Origin of the sequence: Bifidobacterium sp. ESL0798 (assembly GCF_029395415.1) — a bacterium.
Classification (GTDB): Bacteria; Actinomycetota; Actinomycetes; order Actinomycetales; family Bifidobacteriaceae; genus Bifidobacterium.
The window spans coordinates 711,867-735,487 of the sequence record NZ_CP113914.1; the positions used below are offsets into that span (position 1 = coordinate 711,867).

Consider the following 23,621-nt stretch of genomic DNA (forward strand, 5'->3'; position numbering starts at 1 on the left):
GCCACGTGTCTGTACCGCCGCGTCTGAAATCAGTATACCTACTATTCATTATCCATATTAGTTAAATCAATGTATTATTGCAATGCCGCCGTGTGTTCCTTTGTTACGCGGTGTTTCGCCCCGACTGATAGAGTGAACATGTCTTTGAAAGTGGGCGGGCATGGCGCTGAAAAGTATCAATCAGGATGATTTGCGTAATCACAACCTTTCTGTGGTTCTCTCTACGCTGCTCCAATCGCCAAAACCGATGAGCCGTGCCAAACTTGCGAAATCCACGGGACTGACGAAGGCCACGATGTCGCTTCTGGTGCCCATGCTGATTGCTTCCGAGGCACTCGAGGAGGGGAAGCCGGTTGCCGCGGGCACGACCTATGGCAGGCCGAGCACCCCGCTGAATATTTCCGGGCGACGTTACTGCTCGATAGGACTGCAGATCAACACCGATGGATACGGTTTCACGATACTCGCGCTTGACGGGACCGTTGTAGACGAGCGTTGGGTGAGCCGATCCATGGTGGGCAGCGATCCCGATGAGGTCTTTGACCAGTTTGACGAACTGGTAAGCGCTGGTGAGCGGAAAATCAGCGAGAAGGGCTTGAAGGTTGTCGGCACGGTGTTGGCGCTTCCCGGCCTGGTCACCGACGATATGGTCCTGTTGTCCGCCAAAAATCTCGGCTGGAAGCAGCTGGAGCTTTCGCGCTTCAATGTCGTCAAACGTTTGGATGCGCTCGCCGATAATGAGGCGAATCTGGCTGCCTTGGCGCAGATACCCGGGTATGCCACGCCTAGAGGCGGGAAAAGCGTGATTGGTCCGACCGACTCGTTCATCTACATTTCCACGGATATCGGCATCGGCGGTGCCGTGGTTCGTCACGGGCAGGTCGACCGCGGCGACTCCGGGTTCGCCGGCGAGCTTGGTCATGTTTCCGTCGCGCTTGATGGTCCGCAATGCGCCTGCGGACGCTGCGGATGCCTGGAAATGTACGCCGGACGCAAGGCTTTGGTGGAAGCTTCGGGCGTCGCCGAACCCGGGGTTTCGACACGAATGGAGGAGGTCGACGAGGTTCTGGCCAGATACAAGGCGCACGACGACCGTACTGTGGCGGCGGTCGATCGGGCGGTTCGGGCCTTGGTGTCCGTGCTTGCGTCGGCCATCAATATCCTTGACATCGATACCGTCGTGTTGGGTGGCCTTTGGGACAGGTTCGGCAAGACGCTGACCCGTCGGATCAGGCATGAGCTTGAGTTGCAGATATTGAGCTATCCCGAAGTCCAGCCGCGTGTGCTGCTGCCCGACGTCAATACCAGGCCCGCGCTTTTGGGTGCGGCACAGGTGGGGTTGCGCAGGTTCATAGACAATCCGCTTGCGTTCATGAACTCCTGATTGTGGTTTCCGCTGTTCTGTCGTATTTCTGTAATGTCTCTTCTGCGTGAATACTTGATTTTTCAAGGATTTTGAAGGGGTATCAACGATTTGGCGTAGGCCATAACCAGCGTCGATAGCGCAGGGGGTGTGCCTGAAAACCCGATGCTGATAGAGTGGCGGTTGGCGTCTCCGCCCGAACTGTGCAGGTCAAGGGACGTCGAGGTCAACACGCTGTGCACAGTTTGAATGCAAGGAACCACTGTGGCCGAATCTGCCCAAAAACCAGAAACTTCACCAGACAATCAATCTTCTCCCGTTGATCGGAACAATCAAAACGGGGCAGCAGGGCGAAACCGCGGTTCTGATTCGTTCGTAAATCCGCCGGTAGTCAAAGTGTCGCGTTTGCGTTGGCGTGCTGCGGACATCGCCCTTGGCGCGGCGCTGGGTGTGGCTTGCGGCGTATTCTTCTGGGGATTCAATTTCGCCTATGCGTGGATTGCCCCGCTGCTTCGGGCTGTTCTTCCCGGCATCACAAGCCTGTTTCACGCATTCTGGTATTTCTCCGGCCCGTTGGCCTTGCTGATTATCCGCAAACCTGGTGCCGCGATGTACGTTGACATCATCGGCAGTCTGACGGAAACACTGTTCGGCAACCAGTATTCCTTCACGTTCGTCTTTCTTTCGGCGTTCCTGCAAGGCCTGTTCGCGGAGGTGCCGTTCGCGATTTTCCGTTACCGGAAGTTCAATCTTGGCCTGACCGTCGTTTCCGGTGCGCTGACGGCGGTGGAATACGGTTTTTATGTTCTGCTCACACGTTTGCAGGGTGTCGCCCTGGTCAGTGCGCGCGGTTTGACCCATATGACCTGCGAAATCATCGGCGGCATATTCATTGCCGGGGTGATGAGCTGGTTCCTGTATCTGGCCATCGCCAAAACCGGTGCGTTGGACCGTTTCGCTTCCGGTCGCGCGGTGAGAAGCAGAAAGCGGAATTGAACGCATCTGGTTTGCCTTGTCCCTGTGAGGTTGTGTTTTCGGTGACGGATAGCATGCTCGCTGTTTGACTGACTGCCTCGATAACGTCCGATATCGATTCCTGAACCCGCCGACGAGTCACTGGTCAGAGCGTTTGCTAAACTAACATCGTTGGCACTGGCCAATGTGGGGCTTTAGCTCAGTCGGTTAGAGCAGCGGACTCATAATCCGTCGGTCCAGGGTTCAAGCCCCTGAGGCCCCACTTATTTCATTACTGGTTTATCGGCGTCTGCATTTCAGTGGCTTGGCGCGCGACATTGAATCCGCTTTTTGTCTCCAGGAACTGCCAGTAGCTCCATTCCTTGGGATTGATGTAGAGCGTATAGGTCTTTTTGCCGACGACGATTTCAATGGGGAATATGCCGGACGGATTGGTCATGATGTCCGCTTCGATTTGCAGGGCACGTTCGTGGTTGGGCAGATACATCGTGTGGGTCTTGCCGTGCGTTTCAAAATACAGCATATCGGTCATTTCTGGCTCCTTTGCGTGGATTTGTCGATACCATCAAAGTATCAAGGGAATCCGACGGGTGTGCGATTGAATGTACGGTGTGCTGTAAAAGCCGGTAATCAGCCCAAAGACGAAATCGGGATGAAAGGCTGTCGATAATTGTTGTACATTTCGAGCGTCGTGTGACTGAGATCGTTCTTTTTCCCACCGGTGTTTTGGCAGGTTGAGAGCGAACCAAGTCAATGCTCGCTGATAGAATATCAAAGTTCCGGTTCACGTCTGGCCATCGGGGTTAGGCGACCCGGGTCACCTGAATTCCTTAGGAGACATTATGAAGCAGGGTATTCATCCCGATTATCACGCAGTGCAGGTTACCTGCTCTTGCGGCAATACTTTCGTTACGCGCAGCACCGCCAAGGGCGATCACATGACGGTTGATGTGTGCGCAAACTGCCACCCGTTCTACACGGGCAAGCAGAAGATTCTCGATACCGGCGGCCGCGTCGCCCGCTTCGAGAAGCGCTACGGCAAGAAGACCAAGTAGCATTCTTCATTCGCCAGCCACGCTGGTTCGGGTTTGCGGACCCGGATCCGGGCTGGCGTTTTTCATACCCAATTGCTGTATAGATAATCGTTACTATTTCGAATAGTGTATCAAAGGACTTTTGCATGGCAGACGAGCAATTCCCGGCAGCGCAGAGCGCGTTGGAGGAGTATCAAGACATCGAGCGGCAGATGAGTCAGCCCGAGGTCGCCTCCGACCCCAAGGCGATTCGCAAGCTGGGGCGTCGCCATGCTGAGCTCGGCAGCATCGTCGAGGCGTATCGTGCCTGGCAGCATGCCAAAGAGGACGCCGAAGCCGCCAAGGAAATGGCCGGTGAGGACGCCGACTTCGCCGAAGAGGCCAAACGGCTCGAGGCATTGGTGCCGCAAGCCGAAGAGAAACTGCGCAGCGCTCTGATTCCGCGCGATCCCGACGATGTGCGCGATACCATCATGGAAATCAAGGCCGGAACCGGTGGGGAAGAAGCCGCACTGTTCGCCGGCGATCTGCTGCGCATGTACACACGTTATGCCGAAAAACGCGGCTGGTCGACTACCATCCAAAGCGAGAACTCCACCGAGCTCGGCGGCGTCAAGGACGTGCAGGTCGCCATCCGGGCCAAAGGAAACCCGGCACCCGAGGACGGGGTGTGGGCCTCGCTCAAGTATGAGGGTGGCGTACACCGCGTGCAGCGCATCCCCGTCACCGAATCGCAGGGGCGCATCCAGACCTCGGCGGCCGGTGTCATCGTCTTCCCGGAGGCCGATGAGGACGACGATGAGATCGAGATCGACCCCAAAGACCTCAAAATCGACATTTTCATGAGTTCCGGCCCCGGCGGTCAGTCGGTCAATACCACGTATTCCGCGGTGCGTATGACCCATATCCCCACCGGCGTCGTGGTGAGCATGCAGGATGAGAAGTCGCAGATCCAGAATCGTGCGGCGGCTCTGCGTGTGCTCAAATCCCGCCTTTTAGCGATGAAACACGAAAAGGAAGCCGAGGAAGCGGCCGACATGCGCCATTCGCAGGTGCGTTCGCTCGACCGGTCCGAACGTATCCGCACCTACAATTTCCCTGAAAACCGTATCGTCGACCACCGCACCAACTACAAGGCCTACAACCTCGACCAGGTGCTCGATGGCGACCTGCAAGCCGTCATCGACAGCGACATCCAGGCCGACGAGGCCGCGCGTCTCGCCAAAGCCGACTGAGCAAGGGGCAGGGTAATGGCGGAATACGTGGCGCGTTCGACTTCCGAGACATTGCGCGAAGCCGCTGGCTGGTTGAAGGACGCCGGCATTGAAACGCCGCGAAATGACGCAAAACTGTTGCTCGCCGAGGCTTTCGGGGTGACGCCTAGCGATGTCGAAAAATCGATATTGCTGGATACACCATTGCATAGCGAAATAACAGATGATTCGACTCAAGGCGTCAACGTACAACGCATTGATGGCGACGATTCCGACAATAAGCCGAGTGAGGATAGCGCCGCTGCGGACTCAGACCCTGCGACCGGCAAGGTCTCTGATGCGCGCAATGCCGAACAAAGCAATGCATTGAGTGATGCCGACGATGCCGCAATCCGCCGTTTCGCGGTTATGCTGGCCAGGCGCAAACAACGCGAGCCATTGCAATATATCGTCGGTCACGCCCCCTTCCGCTATCTTGATCTTGAGGTCGGTCCGGGCGTCTTCATTCCACGTCCTGAAACCGAAACCGTGGTGCAGGCGGCTATCGACTGGCTGACGCGCGAACATATCAAGCCGAGCCGTCTGGTCGATCTGTGCGCAGGCAGCGGGGCGATTGGCCTCTCGCTGGTCACCGAGGTGTCGGGCAGCGAGGTCTGGGCCGTGGAAAAGGACGAAGAAGCCCTGAAATGGACGAAACGTAACGAGCAAAAGGTCTTCAAAGACCATTCGCTGGCGGGTTATAACTATCACCTCTTCCACGCCGATGCCACGAATGCCGTGATGCTTTCGCGATTGGACGGCACCGTTGATGCAGTGGTCACCAACCCGCCTTACGTGCCGCTCGACCAGATTCCCGAACAGCCTGAGGTGCGTGAGCACGAACCGAACATGGCTCTCTATGGCGGATCGGCGGACGGAACCGATATTCCCGAGCTGATCATCCTGCGAGCGGCGAAGCTGTTGCGCAGCGGCGGGGCGTTGGTGATGGAGCATGACATCTCGCAGGCCGGGTTGCTTGCCGACTTCGCCAGAGCCCACGGTTTCCGCACGGCGCATACCGGCGAAGACTTCACCGGCAGGCCCCGTTATCTTTTCGCCATCAAAGCATAGTTTTCTTCATTGCCCAGAGTCGCCATATCGGCGAATGCAGGAATCGATTCCGCGGCATCTGCAGAACGACACGGTAAAACGCTTGACGAATCCCTGCGGATTGGCGTCGACTTGTAGTGTTGTTGGTGAAGTCGGGGCGCAATGGTGCAATTAAGGCATACTTGATAAGGCGGAGGCAATATGAGTGACGTGCGTGCAATCGATGATGGATCCCTGGCTTTGGCGGCCCGAATCGTCAAAGACGGCGGGCTTGTCGTATTGCCGACCGATACGGTCTACGGGGTCGCCGCAAGTCCGTTCAGCGCTGAAGCCGTAAGCCGTATCTACGAGGCGAAGCGTCGCCCCCGCAACAAGGCCTTGCAGATATTGCTTTCGTCAACCGATGATCTCGAAGGACTCGATCTTTATCTGCCGGTTCCGCTGGACAGGCTCGCCAAGGCTTTTCTGCCCGGTGCGTTTTCGCCGATTGCTGTGGCGCAGGCGGGGTCGAAACTGGTCACGTTGCGCGATGAGATGAACGGCAGCAAAACCCAGGCCGTGCGTGTACCCGATTCCGACGCCTGTCTCAGAACCTTGCGTGCCACCGGGTCTTTGGCCTGTTCCAGCGCGAACCGCAGTGGTGGTCAAAGCCCGCAAAGTGTTGAGGAAGCCGTTGCGGCGCTTGGCGACGACGTCGATCTCTATCTTGACGGCGGGCCTACGGTGAGCCATGTCGCCAGCACTGTGGTCGCCGCCGATCCGAACGAACGTGACGGGATTTCGATCGTTCGTGAAGGTGTCATCAGGGCAGCCCAGGTGCGTGCCGTGCTCCAAGGCGCCGAAGGCGGGAGTCTGAACGCGTGAGAGTCTACCTGTTCATCGCCGCGATTGCGGGAGGAGCCACATGGCTGGTTACCCCCTTGGTTCGTCATCTGGCCATCGAGATCGGAGCGGTGGGGGAGGTCCGCGCCCGTGATGTGCACAAGGTGCCGACCCCACGCATGGGCGGGGTGGCGATGCTCATTGGGCTGGTGGTCTCGATTGTCTTCGCCAGCAAAATGCCTTTCATCTCAGGCCTTTTCGCCGGTTCGTATCAGGCGTGGGTCGTCCTTGCGGGAGCGGTGCTGATTTGCCTGTTGGGGGTGGCGGACGATTTATGGGACTTGGATTGGATGCTCAAACTTGCCGGGCAGCTTTTGATTTCCGTGTTCGTGGCGTGGGGCGGCGTACAGATCATCTTTCTGCCGTTCGGCTCGCTGGTCACCGCTTCCCCAAGCATTTCCATGGCCATCACGGCTTTTCTGATTGTCGCCTCGATCAATGCGGTCAATTTCGTCGACGGGCTTGACGGCCTCGCTTCCGGCATCGTCGCCATCGGCGGCATCGCGTTCGCCGTCTACTCCTATGTCATCGCCCGTGCCACACCGAGTTACGCGTCGATGGCCACGTTGCTCGACGTCGCTTTGGTCGGCATCTGCGTCGGCTTTTTGCTGCATAACTGGCATCCGGCCAAACTCTTCATGGGGGACTCCGGCTCGATGCTCTTGGGCTATATGATTACTTGCGCCTCGATCATCATGACCGGTCATCTCGACCCGGCTTCCGTGCATACCAGCCTCTATCTGCCGGCGTTCATGCCGATTCTGTTGCCGATTCTGGTGCTGTTCCTGCCCGTTCTCGACATGTGCCTGGCCATCGTCCGTCGCCTCAGCAAAGGCCAATCGCCGATGCATCCCGACCGTATGCATTTGCATCACCGGATGCTGCGTATCGGGCACAGCGTCCAAGGTGCCGTACTGATTCTTTGGGGATGGGCGGCGCTGATTTCCTTCGGTTCGATCATGATTCTGTTCCTGCGCTGGCAATATGTGGCCATCGGCATGATCGTCGCCGCCGTGATTCTGACGATCTGCACGCTGTCCCCGTACTTGATGCGGCGGTGGCTTGAACTGCAAAAGGAAGAGGATACGCACGCGCGAAACGCACGACATTCCCGGAAACAGCAGTAATCGCAACTCGTGGTGTCGCTCGTCACCCCGCGCCCATATAGTTGTGATATGGCTATTAACTCACAATCTGATATCCAGTCATCCTACAATCCTCTACCTCCTATCTTTGCGAAGATGGGTCTGGCATATGACGATGTCTTGTTGCTTCCCAACGAGACTGATGTCATTCCCTCGCAGGTCGATACGACTACGCATCTGACACGCGAAATCACCATGAAGGTCCCCGCCATCTCGGCGGCCATGGACACTGTCACCGAATCCGACATGGCCATTGCCATGGCGCGCAACGGCGGCATCGGCGTGCTGCACCGCAACCTTTCCATCGACGATCAGGCCTCGCAGGTCGATATCGTCAAGCGCAGCGAATCGGGTATGATCACCGACCCGCTCACCGTCAATCCCGAGGCCACCCTTGCCGATCTCGACAAGCTGTGTGGCCGTTTCCATATTTCAGGCCTTCCTGTCGTCGACAACGACAACAAGCTGCTCGGCATCATCACCAACCGTGACATGCGTTTCATTCCTGCTTCGGATTACGACAAGCTCAAGGTTCGTGACGTGATGACCAAGGAAGGGCTTATCACCGGTCCTGCCGACATCTCGCGTGAAGACGCGCACGATCTGCTCGCCAAGCACAAGGTCGAGAAGCTGCCATTGGTCGACAAGGACGGCAAGCTCGCCGGTCTGATCACCGTCAAGGACTTCGTGAAGACCGAACAGTACCCGGACGCCACCAAGGACGACCAGGGCCGTCTGCGCGTGGCCGCTGGCATCGGCTTCCTGGGCGATGCGTGGGCACGTGCCAGCGCCCTGATGGAGGCCGGCGTCGACGTGCTCGTTGTCGATACCGCCAACGGCGAAGCCCATCTTGCCCTTGACATGATCAAGCGCTTGAAGTCGGACCGCGCCTTCAACGGCGTGCAGATCATCGGCGGCAATGTGGCGACCGCCTCCGGCGCCCAGGCCATGATCGATGCCGGTGTCGATGCCGTCAAGGTCGGTGTCGGTCCAGGTTCCATCTGCACCACCCGCGTGGTCGCCGGTGTCGGCGTCCCGCAGCTCACCGCCGTCTATGACGCGGCTCAGGTCTGCCGTGCGGCCGGTGTGCCCTGCATCGCCGACGGTGGCATCCATTATTCCGGCGACATCGCCAAGGCTTTGGTGGCCGGTGCCTCGACGGTCATGCTTGGCGGCGCGCTCGCCGGCTGCGACGAGACCCCGGGCGAGAAGGTCTTCCTGCACGGCAAGCAGTACAAGCTCTACCGCGGCATGGGCTCGCTCGGCGCGATGGCCCCGCGCGGCAAGAAGTCCTACTCCAAGGACCGCTACTTCCAGGCCGACGTCACCAGCAACGACAAAGTCATCCCGGAGGGCGTCGAAGGCGAGGTGCCGTATCGCGGTTCCCTCAATGCGGTGCTCTACCAGCTCATCGGCGGCCTGCATCAGTCGATGTTCTACATCGGCGCGCACAACATCAAGGAGATGGCCGAGAAGGGCCGCTTCGTGCGTATCACCACGGCCGGCCTGCGCGAATCGCACCCGCACGACATCGTGATGACCGCCGAAGCCCCGAACTACAGCGGTTTCCACAACGAGTGATATCTATTATTTAAAGTGCTGAATTTCTTAATTAATTGAGGAATTATCATCACGATGGAGGAAGAGACATACTTCGCTCGGGACACTCAAGGCCGTTCGGCCAAGCTTATGCCCGAGCAAAGCATGCCTCTTCCTTCATCTTCAGCCTGTAACTGTTCGGAGTCATGACTTCTTATCGGTATTTATCGTTGAGTTGGGGGGGGCGGGGATATGCGATGTCAGACCGTAAAGACTTGGCCTGCAAAATCGAAGATTTTGCCTTCGCGCTCGATACATCGCGCTCACTTCGCCTACAGGAAGCCCACAGGGCTTCCCGCTTAACGGCTCAGCCCGGAGCGTGTCGAGCATTGTATACCCCGACCACCAACGTCAGTAAGTAAATAAACCAGATTAGTAGCTATCGGTCAGCCATGTGAGATAGTGTGTAGAGTTCTGTTAGTGGCAGTGAAAGGTCAATATTATGGTGAATGCTCAGGATGACGAGACGTATACGGCGGAGGGTTCCCGCCTGATCTGGATCGATTGCGAAATGACCGGCCTCGATATCTTCGGCGGCGACGAGCTGGTCGAGGTCTCCGTAGTGCCGACCGATTTCAATCTGAAAGTGCTCGATGAGGGTGTGGACTACGTCATCAAGCCGTCGCAGAAAGCTGTCGACCACATGGGTGACTTTGTGCGCGCGATGCACACCCGCTCCGGGCTGATCAAGGAATGGGAGCATGGCCTGAGCCTTGCCGATGCCGAAAAGAAGGTCACCGAGTACGTCGCCCGCTTCACGCCCGAAGGGGTCAAGCCGCTGCTCGCCGGCAACACCATCGGCAGCGACAAGAAGTACCTCGACCATTACATGCCGAACCTCATGAGCCATCTGCATTATCGCAGCGTGGATGTGAGTACTTTGAAGGAGCTGGCTCGTCGCTGGTATCCGGCGGTCTATATGAACCGTCCGCCCAAGAACGGCGGTCATCGCGCGCTTGACGACATCATAGAGTCGCTCGACGAACTGCGCTACTACCGCGAGGCCTTCATGGCTCCGGTTCCCGGCCCTGACGAGGCGCAGGCCAAGAAGATCGAAGCCGACATCGAGGCTACGAGCCTGATCAACAAGTAGAAACCAGGACTGCGTTGAAAAGCAGAAAAATCACCGTGATAATCTGCTTTTCAACGCATTTGAATGTGGACTTGCGTCAAAAAGCAGATTTGAGGGCTTGTTTTTCTGCTTTTCAACGCAATGTGGGTTGATGATACGACGGTAACATGATGAGGAAAGCAGGAACGGCATGAAACAGGCGGAAGCGCTGACGATTCTCGGCGCGGGGGCGAACGCGTTCATCACCGGTGCTCCTGGTGCCGGTAAGACCTATGTCTTGAACGAGTTCATTCGTTCGGCCCGTGCTCAAGGTGCTTCTGTTGCCGTAACCGCTTCGACCGGCATCGCCGCCACGCACATCAACGGCCAGACCATCCATTCCTGGAGTGGTGTCGGTGTCTCGCAGGTCATGACGCCGGCCTTGATGAAGCGCATCCGTGCGCGCCGCAAACGTAAGATCGAGGCAGCCGATATCCTCGTCATCGATGAGGTCTCGATGCTGCCCGCATGGCTGTTCGACATGGTCGATGACGTCTGCCGGGCGTTGCGGCACAGCCCGGAGCCGTTCGGCGGCCTGCAGGTCGTGCTCTCCGGTGATTTCTTCCAGTTGCCGCCGGTTCGTAAATCATTCCGTGGACGTGACGCATTGCCACCGAGCCCCGAATTCCTCATGTCCCGTCAGCGCTATGCCGATGCAGGCAAGGACGCCGATGGCTTCGTCACCGAATCGTTGGTCTGGGACGAACTTAACCCAGTGGTCTGCTATCTCACCGAACAGCACCGTCAGGACGATGGCCAATTGCTCACCGTCCTTACCGACATCCGTGAGGGCGGCGTCACCCAGGAAGATCACGATGTGCTCGCTGAGCGTATGGGCAAGTCGCCGGCTGACGGGGAAGTGGCCGTTCATCTGTTCCCTGTCAACAAGCAGGCCGACACGTTGAACGATCTGCGGCTTTCGCAGATTCACGATGAAACCCACGAATATGTTGCCGAGTCGGCGGGACCGGCGGACTTGGTCAAACGTCTCAAAAAGAACATGCTCGCTCCTGAAAAGCTTGAGCTCAAAACCGGTGCGGCCGTGATGGCCTTACGCAATGACGCCGATCATCAGTATGTCAACGGTTCGATCGGCAAAGTGGAGGGCTTCGTCTCGCAGGCCAAAGGCGGATGGCCCATCGTCGCCTTCGAAAACGGCAATACCGTGACCATGAAGCAGGCTTCGTGGGACATGATGGACGGCGAAACCATACTGGCCAGTGTCAAACAAGTGCCATTGCGCTGCGCGTGGGCCATCACCATCCACAAGTCACAGGGTATGACGCTCGACCGCGCCGTGATGAACCTGCGCCGCACCTTCGCGCCGGGCATGGGCTACGTTGCGCTTTCGCGAGTGGAGAATCTCGATGGGCTCTATCTTGATGACATCAGCGAACGCGCGTTCATGGTCTCGCCTGATGCCGTCTTGCTGGACGGTCAGTTGCGCGACAATTCCAAAGCCTCTTGCGCCCGCCTTGAAGCCGAGGGGGCCGAAGCCTTCACCAAGCAGGCATCCGGCCAATTGCCCGACGGCGACGATGAGTTCGCCCAGGACGAGTTGTTCTAAGTCGTTTCGACTCATAATCACTGATATCGAATGGCTAGCATCATATCCATTATTTGGTGGTCTGAAAATAACGGTTAATCACTGTGTCGTAACGTCGTCAATGTCGGCTCGCGCGAATAATTTAGGAACCATGACAAAAGCACTTCGTATGTCCACCATGTTCCTGCGCACGCTGCGTGAGGACCCCGCCGACGCCGACGTTGATTCGGCACGTCTTCTCCAACGCGCGGGCTATATCCGCAAGGCCGCGCCCGGCATCTGGACCTGGCTGCCGCTGGGTCTGAAAGTTCTCAATAAAATCGAGGCCGTGGTCCGTGAAGAGGTCGACGGCATCGGCGGCCAGGAAGTCCATTTCCCGGCTCTGCTGCCCAAAGAGCCGTACGAGGCCACGCACCGTTGGGAGGAATACGGCGAGAACATCTTCCGCCTGAAGGATCGCCACGAAGCCGATTATCTTCTGGCTCCGACACACGAGGAAATGTTCACCCTGCTAGTCAAGGACATGTATTCCTCGTACAAGGATCTGCCGGTCACCCTCTATCAGATCCAGACCAAGTACCGCGACGAGTTCCGCCCGCGTGCAGGGCTGGTGCGCGGCCGCGAGTTCATCATGGAGGACGGCTATTCCTTCACCATCGATGAGGACGGCTTGAAGAAGGCCTACGTCGAGGAGCGTGACGCGTACGAGCGCATCTTCCAGCGCCTCGACCTGGGCTACATCATGGTGCATGCGGTTTCCGGGCCGATGGGCGGCTTCGAATCGCAGGAGTTCCTTTCCCCGATGGCCATCGGCGAGGACACTTTCGCCAAGGCCCCGAGCGGCAAGGCGTGGAACGTCGAAGCGCTGACCACCCCTGAGGTGCCGGCTGTGGATTGCTCCAAGACCCCGGCGATGAGCCTCAAGGATTTGCCGGATGCAGGTAGTGTCGACGAGATGGTCGCACAGTGCAACAAGCTGTATCCGCGCGAGGATGGCCGCCAATGGGCCGCCACCGATATGCTCAAGAACGTGGTCATCGCGGTGAAACACCCCGGCGAACCCGATGACGAGAACGAAGAGCATCGCAAGCCTTGGCGCGAAGTCGTCGTCGTGGCGCTGCCCGGCGACCGCCAGGTCGATATGAAGAGGCTGGAGGCGCAGTTCGCCCCTGCCGAGATCGAAGAGGCCAACGAGGCCGATTTGAAGGCGCATCCGGAACTGGTCAAGGGCTATATCGGGCCGAACGTGCTTGGTCCGCAGGCGCGCGTTGAAGGTTCGACTATCAAGGATCCGGTGCGCTATCTGGTCGACGCGCATATCGCCAAGGGATCGGCGTGGGTCACCGGCGGCGACAAGCTCGGTGTGGATGCCTTCGACATGGTCTATGGCCGCGATTTCAAGGTCGATGGCACCGTCGAGGCGACTGAAGTTCGTGATGGCGACATGAGCCCGGACGGCTCAGGCCCGCTGAGCTTCGAGCGTGGCGTGGAGATCGGACAGGTATTCCAGCTCGGTCTCAAGTATTCCGAGGCGCTCGGCCTGAAGGTCTTGAACCAGAACGGCAAGGCGGTTCCGGTGTGGATGGGCAGCTATGGCATCGGCGTCTCGCGCGTCATGGCCTGCATCGCCGAAACCCATCACGATGAGAAGGGCCTGGCATGGCCGGTCAACATCGCTCCTGCCGCGGTGCACGTTGTGGCCACCGGCAAGAAAGATGAGGCGTTCGATGGTGCCGAGAAGCTGGTCGAAGCGCTTGAGGCCAAGGGGCTTGAGGTCATCTACGACGACCGCAAGAAGGTCTCGCCCGGCGTCAAGTTCAAGGATGCCGAGCTGCTCGGCGTGCCGCTGATCGCCGTGGTCGGCCGCGATTACCTGAACGACGGCACCATCGAGGTGCGCGATCGCAATGGCGATAACGCGGTGAAAGTTGAAGCGGATAAGGCTGCTGATACTTTGTCCGAACGATACCAGGCAATGCTCTGAATCGTGCCTGTTCGTAAATAGGTGTGGCTGTTTCCTATTGTTGGAGGCAGCCACATTTTCGTTTCAGCACTGATTGAACTCAATAAGTTATAATGAAATATATGAAATAGGGAACAATTCTAGCCAATCAGTGATCCAAATGTGATATTAGCCATATTCTCTGTAGCATAAAAGATGCGCATTTCTGTAGAATAAAAGATGTACGGATTCGGAGCGGCATCGAGGATTGATGCATTTGCCGAATATATAAGTCGCTGCGTATTGGTTACAAGGCAATCTGCGGCGATGACAACGAAAGAAGAAATCAATGCAGAATCTTACCGTTTTGGGCACAGGCGTCCTCGGCTCGCAGATTATTTTCCAGTCGGCATACAAGGGCAAGGATGTTGTCGCCTACGATATCAGTGACGAGATTTTGGCCGGCCTTCCCGAGCGCTGGGAATATCTGAAGAAGCAGTACAAACGCGATATTCCTGATGCGACCGATGAGAAGCTCGATGCCGCAGTCTCTCGTATCCGTACGACGGCCGACATCAAGGAGGCTCTCAAGGATGCCGATATCGTCATCGAAGCGGTTCCGGAGCGTCTTGACATCAAACAGGATACGTGGAAGAAGGTCAGCGAGAACGCGCCGGCCAAAACGATTTTCTGCACCAATTCCTCGACCTTGCCGCCGAGCAAGATCGCGCCGTTCACCGATCGTCCTGAGAAATTCCTGTGCCTGCATTTCGCCAATGAGGTGTGGAAGTACAATACCGGCGAGGTGATGGTGCAGCCTAAGACCGATCCGGCTGTCTTCGAGGAAGTCGCCAAGTTCGCCGAAGAGATCGGCATGGTCCCGATCCGCATCAAGAAGGAGCAGCCGGGCTATGTGCTCAACTCGTTGCTGGTGCCGCTGCTCGACGCCGCAGCCGACCTGTGGGTCCGCGACGTGGCCTCGTTCGAGGACATCGACAAGACCTGGCGTATCGCCACCGGTGCCCCCTCCGGCCCGTTCCAAATCTACGACACCGTCGGCATGATGACCCCCTACAACCTCAACAAGGACGCCACCGATCCGGTCAAGAAGGAGTTCGCTCGCCGTCTGAAGGAGGATTACATCGACAAGGGCCGCATGGGCAAGATCGCCGGTCACGGTTTCTATGACTATGACTGAGTGATTCGTCATCTTTTCGATGCCTTTGGCCTCAAAGTAGTATGTATTGGGATTCCTTGCTGCTTCAGGAATCCCAATACCTGTAGTTGTTCTCTCAATTGATATTTTCCTGAAATCCAGCTGTGGCGTTGTGCTTTTTGGCATGACGGCCTTGTTGTCTGTAATACTTACATTTTCATTATTCTTCGTTTGGTTTTGATACCTGACGATTGCGCCTGATTGTATTGTGCACATTTCGGATTTCGCTGTGGATACTGTCTTTTTCATCCACATTCCATCCACAACACGCCGGGACCCCGGACGTTCGACCACAGGACCCGTTTTGGCTTGCAAACCATTGGCTTCGTTGCGCATACTGGAAGAACCGCGGGGTGCGTCTTGAACCGATTTCAGCGCTGGAATCCGGTTGCGAATGCGGTTGGACTCCATTGTCGGTGACGTATCCCGCAGTCCACGATAATAAGCATTGCTTTTCAAGGGAGCAGAGCCGATGGCACAGCAAGGTACGGTGACGATTTCAGGATTCATGGGTGCAAACCCGCAGAGTTTCGGCAGGGAGGGAGGTCCGGCTGCCGCATCGTTCAGGATAGGTTGCACGACGAGATATTTCAATCCCGCAGTCAACGAATGGCGGGATAGGCCAACGACATGGATCAATGTCAAGGTGTTCCGCCAACTGGCCGAAAACGTGCTTTCCAGCCTCAAGAAGGGCGATCCGGTCATCGCCACCGGAAATCTGGCAACCGAGGAGTGGACCCGGGACGGCACCAAACACAGCAGAATGGTGATGGAAGCGACCAGCGTAGGCCATGACCTGAGCTTCGGCATTTCCGTTTTCCAGAGGGTGAGACCTGGCGTGAAGGAACAGGGGAATGCGCATGGCACCGAGTCCGCCGGGTCGGAGCCGCCGCAAGGCGAGACTGCTGTTCAGGAAGAGCATGGTGCTATGCCTGACGGTAATCAAGATGTTGCTGAAAGCCGCAATGGCGACCAAGACAATGCCATGACCGGTCGTGATTCAGGCAATAATCGGGAGTTTGAGGATGAACCCGGCGAAGACCCGTGGAATGCAAGCGAGGTGTTTGAAGGGCATACCGGCGCAGATCGATTGGTGGCATCGGTCGGATAATTGACGGGACGCAATAAGAAAGTGGCCGGAGCATGATGACGTGCTCCGGCCACAAATTTAAGGCCATATTCAAGCGTTTCCTTGCTAATCTGTTATCTGCAGTGAGGAAACGCTTGAATTATCGGCTACCAGATGGATACGCGCTGTTCAGGTGCCAGCCACAGCTTGTTTTCGGGCTTGACATCGAATGCCCGGTAATAGAGGTCGACGTTGCGCACGATGCCGTTGGTGCGGAATTCGGCGGGGGAGTGAGGATCGATCTGCAGATACTGTTCCGTAAGCTCCTCGCGTTGCGCGGTGCGCCAGATAGAGGCATAGCTTAGGAAGAAACGCTGCAGTCCGGTGTATCCCTCGATTTCCGGAGCGCTCGTCAGCGATGCCGCGACCGCTTCCGGCGAACCGTCGATGGCACGACCGGCGGCCTTGTCCAGTGCGAAAGCGTAGGCCTTGAGGCTGATGTTGACGCCGCTCAAATCACCGATGTTCTCGCCGATGGTCAACGCGCCGTTGACGTGTGGGGCTTGGCTCAGCTCATCGGCGTACTTCTCCTGAAGCTGAGAGGGGATGAATCCGTTGTACTGGTTGATCAGTGCCGTGGTGAGTTTCTGGAAGTTCGCCTTGTCGTCTGCGCTCCACCAGTCGTTGAGCTTGCCGTCGCCGTCGTACTGGCTGCCCTGGTCGTCGAATCCGTGCCCGATCTCGTGGCCGATGACCGCGCCGATGCCTCCGTAGTTTGCGGCGTCATCGGCATCCGGGTTGAAGAACGGCGGTTGCAGAATGGCTGCAGGGAAGACGATGACGTTCATGGACGGCTCGTAGTAGGCATTGACGGTCTGCGGGTTCATCAGCCATTCCTCACGGTCCACGACCTGGCCGATCTTCGAGAACTGGAAGCCCGTTTCATAGGCGACCGCCGCGTTGAGATCCTCCATCAGGCTCATTTCGGGCTTGATGTCAAGAGCGGTGTAGTCGCGCCAATGGTTGGTGTAGCCGATCATCGGGGTGAACTTCGAAAGCTTTTCAAGCGCCTTCGCCTTGGTTGCCTCGCCAAGCCAGCTGCTCCCGGAGATGGAGACGCGATAGCCTTCGATGATGTTGGAGACCAGCTGTTCCATCCGTTTCTTGGAGTTTTCGGGGAAGTGAAGACGGACGTATTCGCGTCCCACTTCTTCGCCGCAGATACCGTTGACCAGTGAGACGCCGCGCTTCCAACGGTCACGCTGCTGCTTGGCGCCTGAAAGCACGCGGCCGTAGAAATCGAACTGGGTCTTGTCGAAATCCCGGCTCAGCGTGCTCGCCGCTGCGCTGATCATCGTCACTCGTGCCCAAAGCTTCAGGTCCTCGAGCTCGCTGAGGTCCCAGAACTTGTCGAATCCGGAAAGGAAGCTCGGCTCATGCACGATGGTGCGCCTGAACGCGGCTTTGAGATCCAAGGGTTGGGTTTTTGAGGCCGGCAGAGCGTTGTAAGCTTCTTGCCATGCCTCAATCCATGCAACGATATCGTAGTGCGAGAGCGCCGAGGTGAGATCCGCGAAATCAGTGGGGTTATAGGTTTTCTGCGAGTCCCTGGTGGCTACGTTGTCCCAATGGTTCGAGGCGATCTTGGTCTCGACCTCCAGGAAGCGCTTGGCATCTGCCTCGGATTTCGCGCTGTCTCCATAGCCGGCGAGCATCAGGAGCTTCGCCACCATGTGCACGTATTGCTCGCGGATCGGCGCGTAATGGTCTTCGCGATAGTAGGCTTCGTCGGGCAGACCGATACCGCCCTGCTCGATGTGCAGGATGTTGTGCTCCGGGTCGCCGGGGTCGCCGTAGACGCCGCAATCGAAGAAGTCGGGGCCGCCGACCGTGCTCAAGCCACCTAGTGCTTTTGTCAGTTCCGACTTGTCGGCGGCATGGTCGATGCGGTCGAGCGCGTCCTTGATGGGGCTGATGCCAGCGGCTTCGATGGCATCGGTATCAAGGAATGCGTGGTAGAGGCTTTGGGACTTGTGCGCAGGGCAGTGCTCGTCTTCGAGAATGTCGCGAACCTGGCTTTCCGAGTCTTCGGCGAGCTTGTCGAAAGCGCCGTAGCGCGAACGGTCATCCGGTAGTTCGTAGGTGTCGATCCACGGGCCGTTGACGAAACGGAACAGGTCGTCGCCGGGGCTGATGGTGCTGGAGAATGAGGTCGTATCAAGGCCTGAAATCAAAGGTGTAGACATGGCTCTACTGTATCGGCGTTTGTTGACAAGAAGCTGCGCTGAATAAAAGAAAAACCGTTGGTCAGCCGGTTGGTTTTTATACCCGGTTGTGCCAAGTTCAGGGCCAAACCAATAGTCAAGGAATAGCTTTTGTCTTTCATCTGTTGAATGACATGGTAGTTAAAGTGAAGCGCCACTATATGATTTGATGGTGGCGACGACAAGTGGAAAAGGAGTCGATATGTCAGACGCCAATATGAATGACAATAATTCGAACGTGGGCGAAAACAGTGGCAGCGATCAGGGACAGTCGAACGGCCAACCGACCGGGCAACAGGAATATGGAGCCTATGCGCCGAATCCCAACGCCATGAATGGCAACCAGAGCCAGTCCGAAAACGAAAATGCCAATGCCCAAAATGCCAATCAGAACAACGCAGAGTTATGGCCAATACCAATACAATGGCAATCAGGCAGGCACTGCGCAGAGCGGTGTGAACGCCAATCCGTACGCGTACAACGGTCAGGGGCAGAATCCCAACCAAGGACCGTACAACGGGCAAGGCCAAAGCCCGAATCAGGCTTCCAACGGATATGGTCCGAACGGCTATGGCCCCTATGCCGCCGATCCGAACCAGTATGGTCAGCAATATCAGAACGGCAATCCTTACGTCAACGGCAACCCTTATGCCAACGTCAACCAGAACGGCCAGTACCAATACGGGCCGAACGGCGGGCAGACCAACAATGGCGGACCGAGGGCGGGCGCTCCCCGTTTCAACCAGCAGTCGGCCCAGCCGGGCAGCAATGAATGGTGGCGTCTGAACCCCTTCAAGCTGGCCGAGGATTGGCTGCCGAACCAGGCGAAGAAGACCATTCGTTTTGTCTACGGTGTGGTCGGCGTGGTCGCGCTGCTGCTTGGCCTGGCGCTGCTGATCTGGCCCGGCAAGACGCTGGTGGCCGTGGCCATCGCCCTGGGCATCTATTTCGTGGTTTCCGGCGTCATCCGTATCATCGGCGCGATTGCCGAAAACGGGCTGCCGGGCGGCTGGCGTGTGCTTGATATCATCGTCGGCATCATTCTGGTGATCGGCGGCGTGGTCATGCTCAAGAACACCGTTCTTTCGACGGCCATGTTGACGATTCTGGTCACCCTTACCGTCGGTATCGGCTGGATCATGGAAGGTGTGATGGCGTTGGTCGAAACCTGGCGTCTGCCGAAGTCCGGCTGGGCCATCTTCTACGCCATCATCTCCATTCTCGCCGGTATCGTCGTGCTCTTCTCGCCGTTCGCGTCGGTGATCATACTGGTCGTTTTCGCCGGCGTGGCCATGGCGGTCATGGGCATCCTGGCCATCATCCGCGCCTTCCGCTTCGGCAAACACTGACTGCAAGGATCGTTATAGAACCGTGCAGCACAACGTTTTTCACGAACGTTGACGACACCATAACGATGTGAAATCATGCCCTGGCCGGCTGAACCTCGATTCAGCCGGCCAGGGCATTGTCGTACAGCAAGATTTTGGAATTATTCCACATGGATTCGCCTTCTACTCAGACGCAAGGATTTCTCAAATATGTTTGAACGGCGAAGTAGGGTGAAGACATGATCGAATTGAAAACGCCAAAGGAAATCGCTTCGATGAAGGTGGCCGGCCGTTTCGTCGGCAGCATCTTGAAGGAGCTGCAGGAAACCACCAAGGTCGGCACCAACCTGCTGGAGATCGACGACCTCGTGCGCCGTCGCATCGAAAGCCGCAAGGGCGCCGAATCCTGCTACGTGGATTACGCCCCCGATTTCGGCACCGGCCCATTCAAGCATTACATCTGCACTTCGGTCAACGACGCCGTGCTGCACGGTGTTCCCTATGATTATGCACTTAAGGACGGCGACTTGGTGAGCCTCGACCTGGCCATCAGCGTCGACGGATGGTGCGGGGACTCCGCGGTGAGCTTCGTGGTCGGCAAGGATCCGAATCCTGAAGACATTGCGCTCATCAAATGCACCGAAGAGGCGCTCGCGGCCGGTATCGCGGCGGCGCAATCCGGCAACCGGCTTGGCGATGTGTCTGCAGCCGTCGGCGACGTGGCGCACGAGCATGGCTACACCGTCAACATGGAATTCGGCGGCCATGGCATCGGCCACGTCATGCACGGCGATCCCTTCGTCCCGAACGACGGCAAGGCAGGCCACGGCTATAAGCTTCGCCCGGGCCTGACGATCGCGATCGAACCATGGTTCATGAAGACCACCGACGAGATCTATCAGGACGCGAAGGACGGCTGGACGCTGCGCAGCTCCGACGGTTCCAACGGCGCCCACAGCGAGCACACCATCGCCATCACCGACAACGGCCCGGAGATCCTGACCGTTCGCGAGTAATCGCCGGCCCGGCTCGACGGTCCTTGTCGACAAGCCTTGTATGCCAAGCGGCATCCGCAATATAAAGCGCGGATGCCGTTTTTGTCTTTGAAGGTGCGGCAAGGCCTGCGTTCCCGCCTCAAGCGCCACCCCGAAATTGGCAATGTACGCAACGTGGACATTGGCTGCCGCAGTTTACATTGATGAAATAAGGTATGTTCAATCCCTGATCGGTTGCGGCAATGCTTTCGGATTTGTCTGTTGATGCAGAAAATCGAACGGTATCCGCGAATCAGAGCGGCAAAGGAAGGCGGAATGTCATGGTGGAGGCAAAACTCAATGTCGACGCGAGCAAGTTCGATTTGCCAGTGGTCAAAGCCACGGAAGGGGCGGACGGCATCGTGGTCTCCAGCCTTAAAAACGACGGGTTCGTCACCCTTGACCCCGGATTCTTGACCACAGCCCAATGCGAATCGAAAATCACCTTCATCGACGGTCAGAGGTCCATCCTGCGCTATCGTGGCTACCCGATCGAGCAGCTGTGCGAACAGTCTGATTTTCTCGAAGTGGCTTGGCTTTTGCAGCATGGCGAGTTGCCGAGTAAGGCGGAATACGAGCAGTTTTGCCTCGATCTGAACCACCGTACGATGGTGGGCGAGGATTTCCGCAGTTTCATGGCCGCGTTCCCGCGCACGGCCCAGCCCATGAGCGTGCTGGCATCCGCCATCAACGCACTGGCCGCCTTCTATCCGGACACCACCGACATCAGTGACCCGGATCAGCTGGACGAATCGGCGCGCATCATCATGGCCAAGGCCCGCACCATCGTCAGCTACATCTACCGTCGCCGTCGTGACGAACCGATGCTCTACCCGGATATCGCCCGCGGCTATGTCGACGATTTCCTGCGCATGTGTTTCGCCGTGCCTTACGAACCCTATGTTTCGGACGATCTGTCGATTCACGCGCTCGGACGCCTGCTTATCATCCATGCCGATCACGAGCAGAACTGCTCGACTTCCGTGGTGCGTATCGCAGGAAGCGCCCATGCCAACCTCTATTCGGCGGTGGCCGCCGGCGTCAACGCCCTGTCCGGCCCGCTTCACGGAGGAGCCAATGAGGCAGTGCTGAAGCAACTCGAGGTCATCCGCGATTCAGGCGAAAGCGTCGGCCGGTTTGTCGAAAAAGCGAAAGGCACTGGCGCCCGCATTTCCGGTTTCGGCCATCGCGTCTACAAATGCCATGATCCGCGGGCAGTGGTCGCCAAGCATTATCTTCAGCAGCTTATGGCGCGAGGCGACGTCGACAACCGTCTTCCGGCAGATGAACGCGCGTTGTTCGACATTGCCACACAGCTCGAGGACATCGCCACACACGACGATTATTTCGTTTCACGTCATTTGTATCCCAATGTCGATTTCTACACCGGCCTGCTGTATCGGATCATCGGCTTCGACGCTCCGATGTTCACCCCGCTTTTCGCGCTCGGACGCATTCCCGGCTGGATTGCGCAATACCGCGAGATGCTTGCCGATCCGCAGACCAAGATCGGCCGGCCGCGTCAGGTCTATACCGGCGAGGTCGAACGGGACTATGTGCCGATGGACCAGCGCTGAATAAAGCAACAAAAGGTCGGTCGATAGCTTCGTGACATCGTTGGAATACCAACGTTTCTCAGTGCTATCGACCGACCTTTATGCTACCGATCTGCAAAGCCTTAGTTCTTGTGCAGCTTCTCGTTCAAGGCGATGCCGACCTTGCGATAACGGGCTTCGATGGTGCCGGTCACCGAATTGCGGATGAAGAGGATATTGTCTTTGCCTGAAAGCTCGGAACCCTTGACGACTTCCAGCGGCTCACCCGCGGCGATCTTGGCCTTGTCGTGAATGGTGATCTTCGTGCCGGCGGTGACGTAAAGTCCCGCTTCCACCACGCAGTTGTCGCCCAGAGAAATGCCGATGCCGGCATTGGCGCCCAACAGGCTGTGCTCGCCGATGGAATTGCGCAGCTTGCCGCCGCCGGAAAGCGTGCCCATGATCGACGAGCCGCCGCCGACGTCCGACCCGTCGCCGACGGTGACGCCCTGCGAGACCCGTCCTTCGATCATGCAGGTGCCGAGCGTGCCGGCGTTGAAATTGACGAAGCCGGCGTGCATCACCGTCGTGCCGGCCGCCAGATGAGCGCCGAGACGTACGCGGTCCGCGTCGCCGATACGCACGCCTTCAGGCACCACGTAGTCGACCATGCGCGGGAACTTGTCGACGCCGAGCACGTTGACATCCACTCGGGGGGTAGGCATGCCGCCTGCCACGTTGCCTGCCTTCGCCACCGCGTTCATCACATCCAGTTTGCGCAGCGCGAAGTTTTCGGCGGCGAACGGCCCGTAGTTGGTCCACACGACGTTGGCGAGTACCGCGAAGATACCGTCGAGATTGATGGTGTTCGGTTCGACCATGCACATGCTCAGCAGGTGCAGGCGCAGGTAGGCGTCGGCCGCGTCGACGATAGGAGAGTCGAGCGAGGAGACGGTGAATACGGGCTGACGGCGCACGCCGCGGGCGTCCGGCCGGTCATAAGCCAAGGTCCCGAACCCATGCTTCGGTCGAGATGCCTCATCGGGTGCCGCGCCCATTCCCAACTGCGGATACCACACATCCAGCGTGTTGCCCGCCTCATCGATCGAGGCCAGGCCCCAGCCCCAAGCCGTCCGTTCATCACTCATACCTGCTCCTTCTAGCTACATCGGTGAAATGAATATGTTTCCAATCTAGCGCAAACCTGTATTTTTGTCCGCGTAAAGCTCAGAAGCCGAGGTCCAAGAACTAAATCCCGCATGCTCGATACAATGA

At 57.7% G+C, this 23,621-nt stretch carries 19 protein-coding genes and 1 tRNA gene; 17 read left to right on the forward strand and 3 right to left on the reverse strand.

Annotated features, from left to right (window positions below):
• Positions 1-160: 160 nt before the first annotated feature.
• From OZX74_RS02930 to OZX74_RS02940, 3 genes are all read left to right on the forward strand, one after another.
• The gene (locus OZX74_RS02930) at positions 161-1,384 is read left to right on the forward strand and encodes an ROK family protein (RefSeq protein ID WP_277157060.1); all 1,224 of its coding nucleotides are present in this window, start codon (positions 161-163) and stop codon (positions 1,382-1,384) included.
• 375 nt (positions 1,385-1,759) lie between these two features.
• Complete coding sequence (locus OZX74_RS02935; RefSeq protein WP_277157061.1) at positions 1,760-2,359, forward strand: ECF transporter S component; 600 nt, start codon at positions 1,760-1,762, stop codon at positions 2,357-2,359.
• A 167-nt stretch (positions 2,360-2,526) separates the two neighbouring features.
• Positions 2,527-2,600, forward strand: a tRNA-Ile gene (locus tag OZX74_RS02940).
• 9 nt (positions 2,601-2,609) lie between these two features.
• Here OZX74_RS02940 and OZX74_RS02945 read toward each other — a convergent pair.
• Complete coding sequence (locus tag OZX74_RS02945) at positions 2,610-2,870, reverse strand: hypothetical protein (protein ID WP_277157062.1); 261 nt, start codon at positions 2,868-2,870, stop codon at positions 2,610-2,612.
• A gap of 310 nt (positions 2,871-3,180) precedes the next feature.
• On the opposite strand from OZX74_RS02945, the gene rpmE reads away from it, so the two are divergent.
• The 11 genes from rpmE (at position 3,181) to OZX74_RS03000 (ending at position 16,227) form a co-directional block, all read left to right on the forward strand.
• Entirely contained in the window at positions 3,181-3,393 is a 213-nt protein-coding gene (gene rpmE / locus OZX74_RS02950) for a 50S ribosomal protein L31 (RefSeq protein ID WP_277146457.1), read from the forward strand.
• Between the two features lie 125 nt (positions 3,394-3,518).
• Complete coding sequence (gene prfA / locus OZX74_RS02955; protein ID WP_277157063.1) at positions 3,519-4,607, forward strand: peptide chain release factor 1; 1,089 nt, start codon at positions 3,519-3,521, stop codon at positions 4,605-4,607.
• Positions 4,608-4,622: 15 nt separating this feature from the next.
• A complete protein-coding gene (gene prmC, locus OZX74_RS02960; protein ID WP_277157064.1) occupies positions 4,623-5,696 on the forward strand; it encodes a peptide chain release factor N(5)-glutamine methyltransferase in 1,074 nt (357 codons plus the stop codon).
• Between the two features lie 180 nt (positions 5,697-5,876).
• Complete coding sequence (locus OZX74_RS02965) at positions 5,877-6,539, forward strand: L-threonylcarbamoyladenylate synthase (protein WP_277157065.1); 663 nt, start codon at positions 5,877-5,879, stop codon at positions 6,537-6,539.
• Entirely contained in the window at positions 6,536-7,684 is a 1,149-nt protein-coding gene (locus OZX74_RS02970; RefSeq protein WP_277157066.1) for an MraY family glycosyltransferase, read from the forward strand. The genes OZX74_RS02965 and OZX74_RS02970 overlap by 4 nt, the downstream gene beginning before the upstream one ends.
• A gap of 48 nt (positions 7,685-7,732) precedes the next feature.
• Positions 7,733-9,283: an IMP dehydrogenase gene (guaB, locus tag OZX74_RS02975; protein WP_277157067.1), complete on the forward strand. Its 1,551-nt coding sequence runs from the start codon at positions 7,733-7,735 to the stop codon at positions 9,281-9,283.
• Positions 9,284-9,743: 460 nt separating this feature from the next.
• Positions 9,744-10,394 carry an oligoribonuclease gene (gene orn / locus OZX74_RS02980; RefSeq protein WP_277157068.1) on the forward strand — a complete coding sequence of 217 codons (651 nt, stop codon included), beginning with the start codon at positions 9,744-9,746 and terminating at the stop codon, positions 10,392-10,394.
• Positions 10,395-10,563: 169 nt separating this feature from the next.
• Positions 10,564-11,979 carry a PIF1 family DEAD/DEAH box helicase gene (locus OZX74_RS02985; RefSeq protein WP_277157069.1) on the forward strand — a complete coding sequence of 472 codons (1,416 nt, stop codon included), beginning with the start codon at positions 10,564-10,566 and terminating at the stop codon, positions 11,977-11,979.
• Between the two features lie 148 nt (positions 11,980-12,127).
• Entirely contained in the window at positions 12,128-13,942 is a 1,815-nt protein-coding gene (locus OZX74_RS02990) for a proline--tRNA ligase (RefSeq protein ID WP_277157394.1), read from the forward strand.
• A gap of 307 nt (positions 13,943-14,249) precedes the next feature.
• A complete protein-coding gene (locus OZX74_RS02995) occupies positions 14,250-15,098 on the forward strand; it encodes a 3-hydroxyacyl-CoA dehydrogenase (protein ID WP_277157070.1) in 849 nt (282 codons plus the stop codon).
• A gap of 490 nt (positions 15,099-15,588) precedes the next feature.
• Positions 15,589-16,227: a single-stranded DNA-binding protein gene (locus OZX74_RS03000; RefSeq protein ID WP_277157071.1), complete on the forward strand. Its 639-nt coding sequence runs from the start codon at positions 15,589-15,591 to the stop codon at positions 16,225-16,227.
• A 125-nt stretch (positions 16,228-16,352) separates the two neighbouring features.
• Here OZX74_RS03000 and OZX74_RS03005 read toward each other — a convergent pair whose 3' ends face one another.
• Entirely contained in the window at positions 16,353-18,431 is a 2,079-nt protein-coding gene (locus tag OZX74_RS03005; protein WP_277157072.1) for a M13-type metalloendopeptidase, read from the reverse strand.
• 473 nt (positions 18,432-18,904) lie between these two features.
• Here OZX74_RS03005 and OZX74_RS03010 point away from each other — a divergent pair, with 473 nt between their 5' ends.
• From OZX74_RS03010 to OZX74_RS03020, 3 genes are all read left to right on the forward strand, one after another.
• Positions 18,905-19,798, forward strand: a complete 894-nt coding sequence (locus OZX74_RS03010) for a DUF308 domain-containing protein (RefSeq protein ID WP_277157395.1) — start codon at positions 18,905-18,907, stop codon at positions 19,796-19,798.
• A 218-nt stretch (positions 19,799-20,016) separates the two neighbouring features.
• Entirely contained in the window at positions 20,017-20,793 is a 777-nt protein-coding gene (gene map, locus OZX74_RS03015) for a type I methionyl aminopeptidase (protein ID WP_277157073.1), read from the forward strand.
• Positions 20,794-21,092: 299 nt separating this feature from the next.
• Entirely contained in the window at positions 21,093-22,388 is a 1,296-nt protein-coding gene (locus tag OZX74_RS03020; protein WP_277157074.1) for a citrate synthase, read from the forward strand.
• Between the two features lie 101 nt (positions 22,389-22,489).
• Here the strand turns inward: OZX74_RS03020 and dapD are convergent, their stop codons facing one another.
• Positions 22,490-23,494 carry a 2,3,4,5-tetrahydropyridine-2,6-dicarboxylate N-succinyltransferase gene (gene dapD, locus OZX74_RS03025; protein WP_277157075.1) on the reverse strand — a complete coding sequence of 335 codons (1,005 nt, stop codon included), beginning with the start codon at positions 23,492-23,494 and terminating at the stop codon, positions 22,490-22,492.
• Positions 23,495-23,621: the final 127 nt, after the last annotated feature.